The following is a 14882-nucleotide window of genomic DNA, read 5'->3' as shown; positions in this document are numbered from 1 at the left end:
CCGGCTTCCTGACGATAGTGTTTCATGCTGCATGCATCCCGGACCAGATCACGTCGCCGCACCGGACGATTCAGCACCGGCCGATAACGTTTGCCTGGGAACGCATGAGAGAATTCCGAGAATCGGAATGCGGTGCACTGTCAGCCCATCGCGGGGATTTATAACAGCGCGATTTCAACTATCTGTTAGAAAAACTGCTTGAATTCCTCGCCGAAACCGAAGGAATCATTAACCATCTGCGGCCGAAAAAAACGGCGCCGATGGCGCCGCTTCGGGCAATGACCAGACCTATTCCGTTGCAGCCTTGTCCGTTACCGGCGCCGGAGCCACGACGTTGACGGGCTTGGCGGTCTTCTTCTGCTGCCCCGAGGCGTTCGCCTTCACCTCTTCCTTGGAAAGGTAGTCGAGCTGCTCCAGCATGACCTGGTCTATATAGTCTCCGCCAAGATGCTGGTTAATGTCTTTCTTGATCATCTCCCGGAACGCATTCGGATCGAAGGCTTTCATGTTGGAGATGTCGATCATCTTGTTGCCGACGAGCAGCGTAAAGAGCTCGTCGGTCGTCATTTCCGTGAGAGGCAAGGACACGTTCTTCACCGCGTCCTTGTTCATCATGAAGGACACCTTGCCGAGGAAGTAGCCGGTGACGACGCCGTCGGCAATGATCGGCACGGTGATCGTCTCGCCCTTTACAAGCTCGAGCTGGCTTTGCTTGGAATCATCGGGAGCCGGCGCGGGCGCCGTGGCCATGTGCACCGAGAAATAGACCGATGCCAGCGTGATCGCGCAAACCCAGACGCCTGTCAGAACGAGCTTAATCATCAAGCGTCACGTGCTACGAATTGCTCTTGGGAATAGGTGCCGTCGGCATCCGCATCCTGGACCGCATTCTTCAGGAGGTCAGCAACTGTGCGGACTGCTTCCAGATGTGCTTCGACGCGCCGTGCATTCAGAACGAGCTTCTTCTTCAGCCCATGCAACTGCTCGAGGTGAGCGGCGGCCAGTTCCTTCGGATCGGTATCGCGGAAGAGCATCGAAAGCTCATAGAGGCAACGGCTCTTGTGCGTGTTCGACACCTTGAGATCGAACTGTGGATCGTTGCCGATACGCGTGTTTTCGTTGTCGATGATCATTTCAAGGCGTCCAAGAACCGATTTGATACGGTAGTCGTTCGAGATTATTTCCATTTTTGTCCTCGATTCTCTCAGGCGTCATTGGCGGACTTGTTGTCCGCAGTTGTTGTACCGAAGGTCTTGCGCTGGAATTCGTCGATCATGCTCATCGCCATGTTGCGATCATCCTGATCGGTGGAAGCGTTGGCGACCTTGCCTTCCTGCTTCTTCAGCGCATCCTGATAGAGCTGCTTGGCAATGCCGATGCCGTTGCCCTTCGAAATCTCGTTGCCGAGCTGTTCGGCCATCATGCCTTTCCAGATGTCACCGGTGGCACCCTTGCCGTACACTTCCTCGCTATCACTCGGCAGCATGTTCTTGATGAAGTTCTGAAGAACCATCGCCTCGAACTTACGGTAGGTTTCGGGCACCTGCTCCGTCTTGCTGCTGCGATTCTTGCTGTCGCTCAAACCGGTCTTGCCGACGGCACGATCGAGAATATCGACGGCCGACGTGAAGCCCTTGCCGGCTTCGGCAAGACTGTTTGCCGCAAACGCCGCCTGGTTTGCTTTCAATTTTTCCTGGGCTGCCTGAACCTCGAGAGGGTCGGCAGCTTTGACAACATCCAGGACCAGATCACTCGGAGGTGAAATAGCCAAGTCACAATCCTCTTGTTTAAGATTGCGACGATTATGATTTTTGAAGCTTGCTGGAGGCTGGCGTACCGAACTTTTGATCGATGAGATCATAGACTGCGTTGTCGTCGGCTTCACGGCGCTCGGACTCCAGCGCCTCGCGCATGCCGTCCTCCAGCCGATCGCCCTTCGCGCGCTCCTGCATGACGCGCATTTCGTGGATCTGCTGCATGCCGGTCAGTTGCTTGTCCTTGATGCCGAGCCGGTTGAAGCGATCTGCATAGCTCTGCGAAAAGGCATGATGGACCGGGTCCATCGAGCCAAGCGCCAGAATGACGCTGTCCATCTGTTCGTTGACCTCCGCGCGCTGACGGCTCGTTTCGGCAAGGTCGAATTCGGCCATCTGCTCCAGATGACGTTGAACTGCCACGAGGCGTTTCAGTTTCTGGGAGCGTGTCTTGTCCGCCATGTCGCTACCTGCCGATGAAGACGCTGGCGAAGGATTGGCCGAACTGGCTGACCAGCGCCGCCACGGAGAAGTAGAAAAGGAAAAGGCCGCCGAGAAGCAGGTAAGGCGTCGATATGAAATACACCGGAATCTGCGGCGCGAGCTTGTTGATGAAGCCGATGGCGATGTTGAACATCAGGCCGTAGATCAGGAACGGGCTCGAGAGCCGCAGCATGATCATGAACGTCGATGAGAGCGTGTCGGTGAACGAGATCAGCGTGCTGCGCATCTGCATGATACCGCCGAAGGGCATCGACGTGTAGGAATCGACCAGCGCCCTGAATACGATGTGATGAAAGTCCATCATGAACAGGATCATCATCCCGGCAAAGGTGATGAAACCTGAAAGGCTGCTTTCCGGCGAGTCCTCGAAGACATCCGCCGCAGCCGGCTGGGTGTATCCAACCATCATCGCAATCACGCTGGCCGCGAACTGCAGGCCGAGCGTGTAGACGCGCGCAAGCATGCCGTACATGACGCCAATCAGCGCTTCGCTGAAGATGTAACCGATGTAGGTGGCATTCGATGTGTGGACGATCGGATAGACAGTGTCCCAAAGCACAGGCAGGATCGCCAGCGACAGGGCAGCAGCAATAAAAATTCGCAATTGCGCCGGTACCCTGGCAGACGAAAAGCCGGGCATCGCCAGGACGCAGCCGCCGATCCTGCAGAAAATCAGGAACAGCGCCAGAACGGTCCCTTGCGGGTCAGTTATCATGAAATCGAGCCCAGAATCTTTATCTCGATGCCCTTGGACAGCTCGACATGCGACAGAACCGGGAGCGTTGCGAACAATCGTTCGATGATCATCCGCACATAGGATCGTGTTTCCGGCGAGGTGACAAGGGCGAACGGCAGGCCGCGATCCATGAATTCACGGATAACTTTCGTCGCCTGCTCGCTGAACTCCTCCAGCATGCGCGGGTCGATGTCGAATTCGATGATCTCGCCCTTGTTGTCGCGCTTCAGGGCCTGATGGAAAGCGAGGTCCCACTTGCTGCCGAGTCGCAGCACGCGGAGCACGCCGTTGTCGGCAAGGTCCCCGCATAGCTGCTGCGCCATACGAACGCGGACGTGCTCGACAATCTGCTCGGTCTTGCGGACATGCGGCGCGAGTTCGGCGACGGCTTCCAGGATGAGATGCAGGTTGCGGATGGACACGCGCTCGGCAAGGAGCAGTTTCAGCACCGCCTGCAAGCCGGAATAGGACATATGCGACGAGCAGATCTCGTCGGCCAGCTTCTTGTATTCCGGATCGAGCCTGTCGATCAGGATCTTCACGTCCTTGTAGGACAGGAGCGCCGGCAGATTGTTGCGGATCACTTCGCTCATATGCGTCAGCACGACAGAAACGTTGTCGATCGGCTGGAAACCTTCGCGCTTCAGGTCCTCGGTGAAAGCCTCAAGAATCGAAACCGCCGGCATGCCGAAGGCTGGTTCGCGAATCTCGTCGCCCGGAATGCTCGGCTTGCGGCCGGAGCCGGTGACGACAAGAACTTCACCGACGCGCAGCATGTTGGAAGCTACCGTCGTGCCGTGGATTCGGATCTGGTAGGACTTCTCGGCAATACCGATGTCGTCGGTGACCTTGATTTCCGGAACAACGAAACCGTACTGCGTCGCGAACTTCTTGCGCATCTTGCCGACGCGGAAGGCGAGCTCCTGGTGGGCACCAAGCAGACGCGTCGATACCATCTTGCCGAGCGCGAGTTCGATTTCCGATGTGCGCAGCACCGACTTGACGGAGTCCTTTTCAAGTTCCTTGCTCTGGACGACCTTCTTCTCTTCCTGCTCGCGCCGGGCCTTGTTCTCGGCCTCGACCTGACGAGGAATGAACCAGGCACCGAAGGCCAGAAGACCGGAAAGGAACATGAAGGGGACAAACGGTAGACCCGGCATGAGGCCGAGGATCGCCATCAGAACAGCGGACACGGAAAGCGCACGCGGATAGCCGCTCAGCTGGTTGACGACCGCCTGTTCGGTGGAACCGACAGTGCCGCCGCGCGAGACGAGAAGGCCGGCGGCGAGCGAAACGATAAGCGCCGGCATCTGCGAGACGAGGCCGTCACCGACCGAGAGCTTGACGAAGACATCGGCTGCCTCGCCGATCGGCATACCGTGCCGGAAATAGCCGATGATGATGCCGCCGAAAACATTGATGCAAGTGATCAGCAAACCGGCAATCGCGTCGCCGCGAACGAATTTCGATGCACCGTCCATGGCACCGAAGAAGGAGCTTTCCTCCTCCAGCTCCTTGCGGCGGCGCTGGGCCTCCTTCTCATCAATGATGCCGGCCGAGAGGTCGGCATCGATCGACATCTGCTTGCCGGGGATAGCGTCGAGGGTGAAGCGCGCGCCGACTTCCGCGATACGCGTCGCGCCCTTGGTGATGACGATGAAGTTGATGGTGATCAGGATCAGGAAGACGATCAGACCGATCACGAAGTCGCCTGACATGACAAGGCTTGCAAAGCCGGCGATGACACCGCCGGCGGCATCATGGCCCTCGTTGCCGTGTGAGAGAATGACACGGGTCGTCGCGATGTTCAGCGCCAAGCGCGTCATCGTCGCGATCAGAAGGATGGTCGGGAAGGACGAGAAGTCGAGCGGCTTTTGGATCCACAGCGCCACCATCAGGATCAGTACCGAGAAGGCGATCGAGAAGGCCAGTCCCATATCGATGAGGAACGGCGGGATCGGCAGGAAGAGCACGCAGATAATAACGATGATGCCCATGGCAAAACCGATATCACGTACGCTAAGTCCGGCTTTCGGAAGGGGGAGTGCGGGAGGTTGCGCCATTTCGATTCCGTCTCTTCATGAGAGGTGGGGGCATGATGCCCACCAATTCGGAACGAGAACTAAATGGCGAAGCTTGCGCGAGGGTGGCTCAGAAGCCCGACTGAATGCGCGAAAACACCAGATTGGTGAAAATCGAAATCTGCGACCCCACAAACGGCGCCGAGATGCCGATGGTGACGAGGACGGCCACGATCTTCGGAACGAAGGTGAGCGTTGCTTCCTGAACCTGCGTCAGCGCCTGGAACAACGCGATGATCAGACCGACGATCATGGCCGCCGCCACCGCCGGGCCGGCGGAAACAAGGACGGTCCAGATCGCGGCCTGGAAGAGGTCAAGTGCATCAGCTTCATTCATCAGGCAACCTCATATCGCCTTGCGGTCCTTCCGACGTAACCGAACCGCCTCAAAATTGCGCTTAGCTCGACGACGACGTCGTCGGGGCAGTCTCAGACAGGGTGATTCCCGCCTGCACGAGAATATTACCGCCATCCGTCGTTGTCGCAATGATGCCGTCGGAATAGACCTTGACCGAAGCAACCGTGCCTTTGACGGTGCCGTCGGCGCTGGTCATGTATTTTCCGATGTAGCTGCTGCCCTGCGTCAGGCTCGAGCTTGCCAGCAGGCTGTCCAGCTTGGTGTTCGTCTGGATCGTCTGCTCCACCTGAGAGAAGCTCGCCAGCTGCGACATCTGCTCGCTGGCATCGACCGGATCCGTCGGATCCTGATTCTTCATCTGCGCGATGAGGAGCTGCAGGAAGTTGTCGTAGTTGAGCGTCGCCTTCTGCTGTGCGCTCGAGGTGCTCGACGATGACGAAGTGCTCGACGTGCTTGAAACGCTGCTTACCGCCATGGTGCGATCTCCTTACGAATGTGCTCGACCATCGTCGGCGGCATTTCGTGGTTGTTGAGAATGCTGTCTTCGATCGGGTAGAGACCACGGATCGCCTTCAGCGCGTCGAATGCGCGTCCGGTCGAGACAAGGCCATCAATGCGCTTCAGCTCCGCGAGGACTTCCTCGTTCTTGAAGCAGGTGAGCAACATCGTGATCGACTTGCGGAACATCGCCGTCGATTGTTCTTTGCCCTCAGGATTAATCAGGATCATCTGCGCGATGAAGTAGAGCTGGCGCAGAGGCGTCGTCGCGTCTTCCGGCTGGAGGACATGGTTTTCGAGAAGGAATGTTACATCATTCAGGAATTCCAGCGCGACCTTGCGATCGACGCGCAGGACCGCACCGTTAATGAAGATCTTTTCCCCGGCTTTTAGCGAGATGCGAAGTGTGCTTTTCATTTTAGTCCATCCCTGATGATGGTGGTAACGTCGATAATGCCTTGGTAGTTCGTCGATTGCCGGCGCCTGATCCGATCGCATTCCTTCAAGATCCAGATCGCGATCGAAATGAGGTTGGCCCGCAACTGGATTTCAAGCTGGTTGTCCGGATGCTTGAGATCCTCGATGAAGCTCACCCAAACACGCCGGGTGTAGAACAATGCATCGATGGCTTCCCGGCTGTATTTCTCTTTGTCCCGTGCAATCGACAGCAGGTCGATGGACCGGTCGAGAACCTGACGCTCCCGCTCCTTCGCATCGGCCACCGAGTCCTCCATGATCTCGGAGTAGGAGAACTGATACATTCATGCATCCTTCTTTGTCTTTCGTACCCTTGATCATCAAAGGTAGTTCACGAGACTCAACTGCTGAATTTTCGATACGATCGTATAAGCGGTCTCCAGCTGCGTCTGGAGGGTATTGACCAGCGTCGATGCTTCCGAGGTATCCACGCCTTGGAGATCGACGAGCTTGTTCTGAAGGATGCTCGACTGGGCATCGAGTGCGTCATTGGCTTTCTCGACACGTTCCTGCGAAAGGCCGAGCTGGCTTGCCTGCGTCACGATGCCGGTCGTTGCCTGGGCGGCGTAGCCGATCGCCTTCTTGGTGACCGTGCCCAGTGCGTCTGCGCTGAGACCCTGGCCTGCCAGCGCCGAAACCGTGATCGACGCCAGCGCGAAGTAGCGCATGCCGTCCGAATTGGAATTGGTAGAGGACGTGACGACTTCCGAGTTGCTGATGCGGCTCGTCATATTCTGGCTAGAAGCGCTCGACCAACCGGTGGTCGGATCGGTCCAGCTTGCCTCCGAAAACATCGGCTCGACTGTGCCGGTAATGAAGGTTTCCATCTCGGAACCGGTGAGCTCGCCCACCGTCTTGCCAAGTCCGCTCGCGTAGGTGCCGAGCGCCGCCGTGATATTGGCGGTCACTGTGGCCGATTGGTCCTTCAGCGGCTGAACGTCGGTGTTAATACCGGAGAACAGGTACTCGCCGTTGAGCATCGAGTTGCCCGTATCCATCAACTGCGACAGCGCATCAGTCGCCGACTGTGTCGCGACCGTAATGCTGGTCTGATCCTGACTACCTTGAAGCGCGGTCAGCTTGGAGACCAGTCCGTCGCCTGCCGTCTTCATGCTGTCGAGGCCGAGCTGCGAAGCCTCAAGGCGAGCCGAAACGACGGAATTACTCCCCTTCAAGGCGGCGATGCGGCTGATTTCGGACGTGAAATTCACGCTCTTGGCTGCGCCCGAGCCGATGGAGGCGCCGATATCGGCATAAACGCCTGTCGTTGCTTCGAGAGACGAGCTGACCAATTGCTTCTGCGACTGGCGGATCGTCAATCGCATTGCGTTCTGGATGGCTGAGCTAGAAATAAATGAACTTTTCATGGCTTAACTCGCTATGTCCAGCAATGATTTCAACATTTCGTCGACAGCGTTGAGGATCTTCGTGGCCGCCTTGTAGGACTGCTCGATATCGAGAAGCAGCGTCAATTCCTCGTCGAGATTAACACCGGTCTCGTTCGAATAAGCTTCCGTCGAACGCGAGAGCGCCGCTGACGTGTTCTCGGAGGCTGTCGTCGCATCGCTTCGATACTGCTCGAGCCAGCCGATCGAATTCGAGGCGTAGTCCATGATATTGACATCGGACGAGAGACCGGCATCCGACGAGAAGGTCCGTGCCGTGCCCATCGCCGTGTAGAGAGCGTCGAGATTGTCGGAGAACCCGCTGCTGTTGGTTGTGTTGAGGTTGGTGAGACCGGAGATCGACCCATCGCGCAACCTCATCGGATCGCCGTAGGTACCCGTAGCAGCGTTGAACGCACCGGTTTGAACATTGATGTTTACGCTGATGGTGCCGGCGATGCCGGCGATGACGCCCGTCGTCGTCGGCGTTCCGCCTGTGGCACCAGTCGCCGTCTTCCAGACGAACAGACCCGGCTGGGTCGTGGTGCCGTCAGTTTCCGAGAACATGGTGACGAGCGACTTTGCAATTTCATCGAGTTGCGACTGGAACTTCGGCGCAATGTCGTCGCGTACCTGCAGGAGCGCTTGCAAGCTCCCCTGCGCAGTTGTCGTCGAGCCCTGCGCCTTGGCGAGCAGCACGCCATCGATGTAGACGCCATTGCCTTGCGTCTGTGCGGTGTAGGTGTCCTGCGCAACGAAGGTGACGGTACGCGGGATCGTATCGAAAACGACGGTTCCGTCGGTGGTATAGAGCGCCATGTCGCCGTTATCGCGATCGACAGCATTCACACCAACGATGGAGGAAATCTGCTTCAGCAGCTTGTCGCGTTCATCCAGAGCATCCGCCGGATTGCCGCCAGTCGCGGTGGCGCTCTTGACGGCGTCGTTTGCCGTCTTGAATTGCGAGAGCAGTGTGTTGAGCGTCGAGACCTGTGTGGCGATTTCCTTGTCGGCTCCCTGACGGACAGCCTGCACGGAATTCGTTGCATTGTTGAGGGAAGTGGCGACGTCCTGCGCTGCCGTGACCGCGCTCTGGGCAGCAATGGTGCTGCTCGGCGACGTGCTAAATGCCTGCAACTTTTCTCGAAATGTCGCCAGGTAATTCGCCGGCGACGTTTCGTAGTCGTTGCCACCCATGATCGACTTGAGATCGGTGAGGCCACTGAGCAGAGTTTGCTGGCCGCTGTCCTGCGCACTCGACTTTAGCCATTGACGCAACAGCGCGTCTTCCTGCGCGCGGCTGATTTTCACAACCTGCGCACCATTCAGCGACGTCGTGATCATCGCCTGCCGGCGCACGTAATCGCTGTTACTCGAATTCGAGATATTGTTCGATACGACACTGCTCTGAATGCCGGTATTATTGAATATGCTCTGCGCGGAATTCAGTGCGGAAGTGAGCGACATGGCTTATCCGAACCCTACTTATCTCTTGAGGTTAACGAGGACGTCCATGATGTCGGACCCCGTCTGGAAGACCTTGGAATTGGCGGTGTAGCTGCGCTGCGACTCGATCATCTCGGTCAGTTCGCCGGCGAGGTCGACGTTCGAACTTTCCAATGCGCCCGACTGGATCGAGCCGAAGCCGTTCGTCTGCGGAAAGCCCGTGACCGTAACACCGGACTGCCCGTTGGCACTGTAGACGTTGCCGCTCATCAAGGTCATGTTGTCGGGGCTGGCAACGGTGGCCAGGGGAACACGATAAACCGGCTTGGAAGTGCCGTCGGAATACTTTGCGTAGACCGTGCCGTCCTTGTCGATCGTGACACTCTTGACCGGGCTTGCTGCCTGGCCGTTCGGGGTACCTGTGCCGGAGAAGCCAGAGGCCAGCTGCGTGAAGCCGCTGAGGTCCATCGCGATCGAGCCGCCCGTCACCGGATCGGTGATCGTCAGCGCACCGGGCGTTGTCGTCGTATCTAGCTTGCCGTTTAGGTCGTAGGTCAAATTCGTCGAGCCGACGAGAGCCGACGCTGCCGGAGTGTACGGAAATGATGACGTTCCACCTGTTGCCGCATCGGCGTGGCGGAACACTGCGACCTCCCATGTCCCGGAGGTTGTGGGCGTCGCGCCTGCTGTCTTGGTGAAGTAGAAGTCATACTGAACGGTGTTGCCGAGCTTGTCGTAGCCGACCATCGACATCTGCTTGGTATCGCTGGTGACCGACGCCGGGTTGGAACTCGGCAGGCCGGTTGTTGCGACATTCGCGTTCGAGTTCAGGTTGCCCGAGAATGTGCCGGTCGTCGACGCGATTGCCGTCAGACCGGATTGCATGACATTGATCGGCACAAGGCCGGAGAAGCCGTTGACGACGACAGCCGGCGCGCCGGCGTCATAGGAATAGCCCATCAGAGTGTAGCCGGCGGAATTGACCAGATTACCCTCGTCATCCTTGGTGAAGTCGCCTGCGCGGGTCAGAACCGGAGTGCCATCCGGGCTCTGAACGATGAAGAAGCCGTCGCCCGAGATCGCCAGATCGTAGCTCGACGTGGTGTAGGATATATCGCCCTGCTCGGAAACGGACTGACGAACGGACGTCTGGACGCCGCCCGAATTGTAATTGCCCGAGGTCGACGGCAGCACCAGCGACGAGAAGGCGGTCGAAACAGCCTTGTAGCCCGTCGTGTTTGCGTTCGCGATGTTGTCGGAGACGGTGCTGAGGCGGTTGGCCTGGGCGTTCATGCCGGACACGGCCGTCTTCATGCTGCCAAAAATGCTCATCTGAAAACCTCGATTCCCTTAGTAGGCTTGAGAGTATTTGGCGGGCCTTGCGTGAAGCTGTCTGGGGCTGAACCATCGCCGAGAGAATGATCGACTAGATCCAGGCAACGCGGCCCGGTCTGAAAAAATCAGTTCCAATCAATGCAGTAGCCGAGGAAGCGCTTCGAATCGACCGGATCGAAACCGAGCTTCTTCCGGAGCTTCTTACGCAGCTTGGAAATGTGGCTCTCAACGACGTTTTCTTCGACTTCCTCGTCGAAGATCCCGTAGATCGCGTTGAAGATCTGCGTCTTGGTGACACGGCGTCCGCGGTTTGCGATCAAATACTCGAGGATACGGCGCTCGCGACGTGGAAGCGCGAAGACTTCGCCGTGAATTTCCGGATCACGACCATCAGAGAACACGCGGATCGCGCCAATGTCGGTGTGGCTGGAAATCGCTTTCAATCGACGCCGGATGGCGGCGGCTCGCGCCAGGATTTCGCGCGGGTGAACCGGCTTGCGTACGACGTCGTCGACGCCGCAATCAAAAAGTGCAAGCGTGTTTTCGAGCGACGGCTGGTCACTGACCGCGATAACCGGCGCCATGGTCCGGTCGCGAATTGCGCGCGGCAGCTCGAAATTCTGCTGCCCCTGCCCGATCAGAAATGCCTCGACAGCCGCAATATCGGAATCGGCCGCCGTCTGAACCCATTCACCGAATTCATTTGGATCAAACCCCGTGGAAGGAATGCCTTCCCGCCCGAAAAGTGAAGTGTAACCATCTTTCACGAGCTCACGCTCATCAACCACTACGATCATTCGTCCGCCTCCGAATCACTTGTGGTACCTCGATGCTCTATGGGTACGAATCGCGCGATTCTGGGACAAGCTGTAGGAACTCACTGGCAGAAATTAATAGTTGATTAATAATTGAGGCGCGATTTGATCTAGATGTAGTGGCTCCTCAAAACTATGCACACAAATATTTCGTGGAAAAGTTAACAGGGGCCAAAATGTGACTTGCCTTGCCACATTGAGACAGATTCTCGCCACAATATGACACATTTCTGCTTTGTTCTATTTTCTACCAGTTTTGATTGAATCAATTCAGGCAGAAGTTGCTCGCATTGCGAGTCCATTTGCCGTAGCCGGTGGCGACCAGATTGGCGATGACCCGGCAGACATACTGCTTCTGGGCCGGGTCGTTGTTGGGTCCGGCGTGATAGCGGGCGACCGCCATCGTCCATGTTTCGTGACGGTCATGGAGATTGCGCAGGAACCGCGCCGCGTATTCCACATTGCGGCGGGGGTCGAACATCTCCTCCGCCGACCGGAAATTCTCACCATGGTAGTACTGGTTGATCTGCATGCAGCCGATGTCGATGAGCTTCGCGCCTGACCTGCGCGCAACATCAATCTGCCTTAGAGCGTCCTGCTCGGAGGGCGGAAAGAAGGCCTTTCCTTCGATGTTCAGCGCGTAGGGATAGAGCGATCCCTTGCGTCCGGTTTCAGTCAGGCCAACCGAATAGAGAATGCCCTCGGGGATACCGTACTTCAGTGCCGCCGCCTGGATCTCCTGCTCACAGGCGCTGTTGGAGGCCTGCGCGCTAGAGGTAGACGTCGCCAGTGCGGCCGCCGCCAGCGGCGCTAGAAGAAGCGCTTTCAACACCGCTTTCGCCCGAGCCATTGAAGCCTCCGCCAGTTCGCTGCCCTGATTGATTTTGGCGTTCTCGCGCCTCGCCGCCTTGACCCTGCTGAGCAAAGGCCTGGCCTTGCTGTTGGCCCTGCGCACCCGTCTGATTGCTGGCGTCCGAACGGTCGACGGGCGCCATGCTGATCGTCACGTTGTCGATCGCGTAGCCCTGGCTGCGCAACGCCTCGATGATCTTGCCGTGATCTTCCTTGAGCTGGCGATAGGCCGCTCCTGTCTCGACCTTCAGGTCGACGTTCAATGCGTCGCCCTGCAGTCGCATTGTGGCGGTGACCAGGCCAAGGTCGATCGGGTTCATCTGGATCTTGAGCGTATTCACCACCTTGCCGGTGCTGGTCCACTCTGCCGCATTCGACAGGGCAGATGTCGGCTGCATGGCGTTGGCCCACTCCGGATCACCTGAAATCGCGGCCGTCACCGCGGCAGAATTGGTGTTCTGCACGAGGCCGATGTAGCGGCGCGAATCCATAACCGAGACGCTTTCGATGTTGACCTTGCCGCCGGACTCGACGGCATCCTTGTCAATGCCAACGTGCATGTCCATGGACTGACCGCTGCCGTCGGCGCGGCTCAGTCGGAATGTCGTCGGGTCAATATCGCCGGCGACCTCTGTGCCGGGCACCTGAGTGTCGGCGGCCGTATCAATGCCGGCGAGAGTCGCGTCAGCAGACGTTTCGTCCTTGGGTTTGATACTGGCGGCGGACTTTTCTTTCGGATCGGTCGATACCTTGCCATCAGTCTGTTGGCTCGTGGCGGCCATTGCAGCGAACGCTGCCGCCGCAGATCCGTCAGTCGGCGCTTGTTTCAATAGGCTCAGCACGTCCGAGAGGGTGTCATCGCCTTCCGCGCCCTTCTTGACCTCGGTCGCCTCGGCGCCTTCGGCCTTGGCCGGCTTGGTGACCTTGGCCGAATGTGCCGTCGCTTCATCGTCCAGCTTATCGGCAAGATCCTGCGAGTCGGCGGCATCAGCCTGCTTGCCCTTGGCCTTCGGGTCGCGCTCCGCCTTTTTGGTCTCCTTGTCGGCCGACCCAGCCGTCTTTTCTTTCATCTCCGTCTGCGCGGCCAAGGAGGCGCTGCCGAGATCGATCAATGACTTCGTACGCGCGTGAGGTGACGTGGTGGAAGCGCTGCCGTCACCAGCGCGCTGCCCGGCCGTGGGCTGCTCGGCCGAGTTGCCGCTGGTCTTGTTCAGCACATCGAAGAACCCGCCTGCATCCGTATCGCCGCCGCTGCCCGTCTGACGGGCAGTGCCAACCGCGGAGGCAGCCCCTGCTCCAGACGCTCCCCCCGAAACGCTGATGTCCATCATCTCAATTACTTTCTTTGTTCAAGAGGCCGTCGATCTCATCAAGCTGCGATCGGCTTGACGTCACGAATGCGCTGAATGACGGGTCGGCGTCCTGCTGTCCCCCAACATTGGATGGCGGCGTTGCAGCCGCGTCTCCGGCAACAGGACCTGGAGTGGGATTTGGTATCTCTCCCTGCTCCGCCTCTGGTGAGGCCGCTGCCTGTTCAGAAGTAATTTCTTGACTATGAGATTTAGGGGCCGTCGCTTGCGTCAAGCTTGCCGGGTCGGGCGGGCGAAGCACTTGTTCTGCAATGGCTTTCGCTGCCGCCCTGAGAGCCTGATCGCGTGGCGACAGTTCCTGGTCGGGGATGGATGCGATGTTTTTTGCGGCCGTATCAATTTTGTCCGTCGAGATCGCCGCCATTCCGCCGTAGAAATCCGCAAGCGCGCCAAAGGCGTTGTCTGAGTCGCCCGCAAGCGTCTGTGCGCGCGCCGCAGCCATCCGCGCGAGATCACCCTTGCCGGCGATGGCGGCCGCACGGGCGATGCGTAGATAGACCTCACGCTGCCTCGCCTCGTCCATGAAGGAGAGGATATCAACAACGTCGTCGGGCTTTACCTCATGATCATGATTGACCAGCAGCTTGACGAAAAGATCCGCGAACTGGCTGGCATAAGGCGAATGCAGGAAGCGGCGCACATAGCGCTGCGAATAAGCGAGCCCCTTGTCCACCATCCGGGCTTCGACGCAGATCGATACGGAGCGGCGTAGCGCCGCCTCCTCGATGATCGTGCCCGGCGCATTGAGGCGCGCTTGATCATACAGCTTCAACGCTTCCATCGGGCTCTTCGCGATGGTGACATTGCCGCCGACCAGCGCAAGATAAGGACCGATTTTCTTGTCCTTGTACTCGTTTGCGGTCTCGACAAGGCTCTTGGCGACAAGCAAGCCCTTGCCGCTCAGATACTTCCGCAACACATCACTGACGCGATTGTCGAAGTGACCGTTCACATCGCGGGCGACAAGATATTCGAGCGTCTCGGGATTACCGCCACTCATCGCATAGATCAGCGCCGCGTCTACGTTTCTGGCGTCGTCAAAAACCGCCGGATCGATGGTACGCAGACGCTGATCGATCGTACCGAGCATAAAGCGCTGCATCTCGGCGGCGGAGTGATCGCCAAGCACGACGGCATCCTGCACGAACTGCAGTGACCGCAGCATCTTGTAAGGCGCAATGTCCTCTTGATCTTCCGCCTGTGCGACAGCAGTAGAACTTACCGCGAGGCTGAGAATCAGAAGCAGAAGATGACGGTGGTGACGGACCATG

At 58.1% G+C, this 14882-nt stretch carries 17 protein-coding genes; all 17 read right to left on the bottom strand.

Annotated elements, in window-relative coordinates:
* Nucleotides 1-288: 288 nt before the first annotated feature.
* Nucleotides 289-822, bottom strand: coding sequence for a hypothetical protein (locus tag ATY79_RS23175; RefSeq protein ID WP_088691406.1), 534 nt, complete (start codon nt 820-822; stop codon nt 289-291).
* Complete coding sequence (locus tag ATY79_RS23170; RefSeq protein WP_088691405.1) at nt 822-1187, bottom strand: hypothetical protein; 366 nt, start codon at nt 1185-1187, stop codon at nt 822-824. The genes ATY79_RS23175 and ATY79_RS23170 overlap by 1 nt, the downstream gene beginning before the upstream one ends.
* 17 nt (nt 1188-1204) lie before the next feature.
* A complete protein-coding gene (locus ATY79_RS23165) occupies nt 1205-1771 on the bottom strand; it encodes a rod-binding protein (RefSeq protein WP_088691404.1) in 567 nt (188 codons plus the stop codon).
* 31 nt (nt 1772-1802) lie between these two features.
* On the bottom strand, nt 1803-2216 hold the full coding sequence (locus ATY79_RS23160) for a hypothetical protein (RefSeq protein ID WP_088691403.1): 414 nt from the start codon (nt 2214-2216) through the stop codon (nt 1803-1805).
* A gap of 4 nt (nt 2217-2220) precedes the next feature.
* Nucleotides 2221-2973, bottom strand: coding sequence for a flagellar biosynthetic protein FliR (gene fliR, locus ATY79_RS23155; RefSeq protein ID WP_088705002.1), 753 nt, complete (start codon nt 2971-2973; stop codon nt 2221-2223).
* Entirely contained in the window at nt 2970-5057 is a 2088-nt protein-coding gene (gene flhA, locus ATY79_RS23150) for a flagellar biosynthesis protein FlhA (protein WP_088705001.1), read from the bottom strand. Before flhA ends, fliR begins: the two co-directional genes overlap by 4 nt.
* 88 nt (nt 5058-5145) lie before the next feature.
* Nucleotides 5146-5412: a flagellar biosynthesis protein FliQ gene (gene fliQ / locus ATY79_RS23145; protein WP_018856808.1), complete on the bottom strand. Its 267-nt coding sequence runs from the start codon at nt 5410-5412 to the stop codon at nt 5146-5148.
* Between the two features lie 61 nt (nt 5413-5473).
* Entirely contained in the window at nt 5474-5908 is a 435-nt protein-coding gene (flgD, locus tag ATY79_RS23140) for a flagellar hook assembly protein FlgD (protein WP_088691400.1), read from the bottom strand.
* Nucleotides 5899-6348: a flagellar biosynthesis repressor FlbT gene (flbT, locus tag ATY79_RS23135; RefSeq protein ID WP_088691399.1), complete on the bottom strand. Its 450-nt coding sequence runs from the start codon at nt 6346-6348 to the stop codon at nt 5899-5901. The genes flgD and flbT overlap by 10 nt, the downstream gene beginning before the upstream one ends.
* Nucleotides 6345-6692, bottom strand: coding sequence for a flagellar biosynthesis regulator FlaF (gene flaF, locus ATY79_RS23130; protein WP_088691398.1), 348 nt, complete (start codon nt 6690-6692; stop codon nt 6345-6347). The genes flbT and flaF overlap by 4 nt, the downstream gene beginning before the upstream one ends.
* Before the next feature lie 36 nt (nt 6693-6728).
* Entirely contained in the window at nt 6729-7775 is a 1047-nt protein-coding gene (locus ATY79_RS23125) for a flagellar hook-associated family protein (protein WP_088691397.1), read from the bottom strand.
* A gap of 3 nt (nt 7776-7778) precedes the next feature.
* Nucleotides 7779-9260 carry a flagellar hook-associated protein FlgK gene (gene flgK / locus ATY79_RS23120; RefSeq protein ID WP_088691396.1) on the bottom strand — a complete coding sequence of 494 codons (1482 nt, stop codon included), beginning with the start codon at nt 9258-9260 and terminating at the stop codon, nt 7779-7781.
* Between the two features lie 18 nt (nt 9261-9278).
* Nucleotides 9279-10571 carry a flagellar hook protein FlgE gene (locus ATY79_RS23115; RefSeq protein WP_088691395.1) on the bottom strand — a complete coding sequence of 431 codons (1293 nt, stop codon included), beginning with the start codon at nt 10569-10571 and terminating at the stop codon, nt 9279-9281.
* A 128-nt stretch (nt 10572-10699) separates the two neighbouring features.
* Entirely contained in the window at nt 10700-11371 is a 672-nt protein-coding gene (locus ATY79_RS23110; protein ID WP_088691394.1) for a winged helix-turn-helix domain-containing protein, read from the bottom strand.
* Between the two features lie 283 nt (nt 11372-11654).
* Nucleotides 11655-12218: a transglycosylase SLT domain-containing protein gene (locus ATY79_RS23105; protein WP_088705000.1), complete on the bottom strand. Its 564-nt coding sequence runs from the start codon at nt 12216-12218 to the stop codon at nt 11655-11657.
* Entirely contained in the window at nt 12160-13572 is a 1413-nt protein-coding gene (locus ATY79_RS23100; RefSeq protein ID WP_088704999.1) for a flagellar hook-length control protein FliK, read from the bottom strand. The genes ATY79_RS23105 and ATY79_RS23100 overlap by 59 nt, the downstream gene beginning before the upstream one ends.
* A gap of 1 nt (nt 13573) precedes the next feature.
* Nucleotides 13574-14881: a chemotaxis protein MotC gene (motC, locus tag ATY79_RS23095; protein ID WP_088704998.1), complete on the bottom strand. Its 1308-nt coding sequence runs from the start codon at nt 14879-14881 to the stop codon at nt 13574-13576.
* Nucleotide 14882 lies beyond the last annotated feature (1 nt).

It is taken from the genome of Rhizobium sp. R693, assembly GCF_002211315.1.
In the GTDB taxonomy this organism is placed as follows: domain Bacteria; phylum Pseudomonadota; class Alphaproteobacteria; order Rhizobiales; family Rhizobiaceae; genus Rhizobium.
Note: the sequence above shows the minus strand (reverse complement) of the source record. Positions and strands in the feature narration are given on the sequence as shown.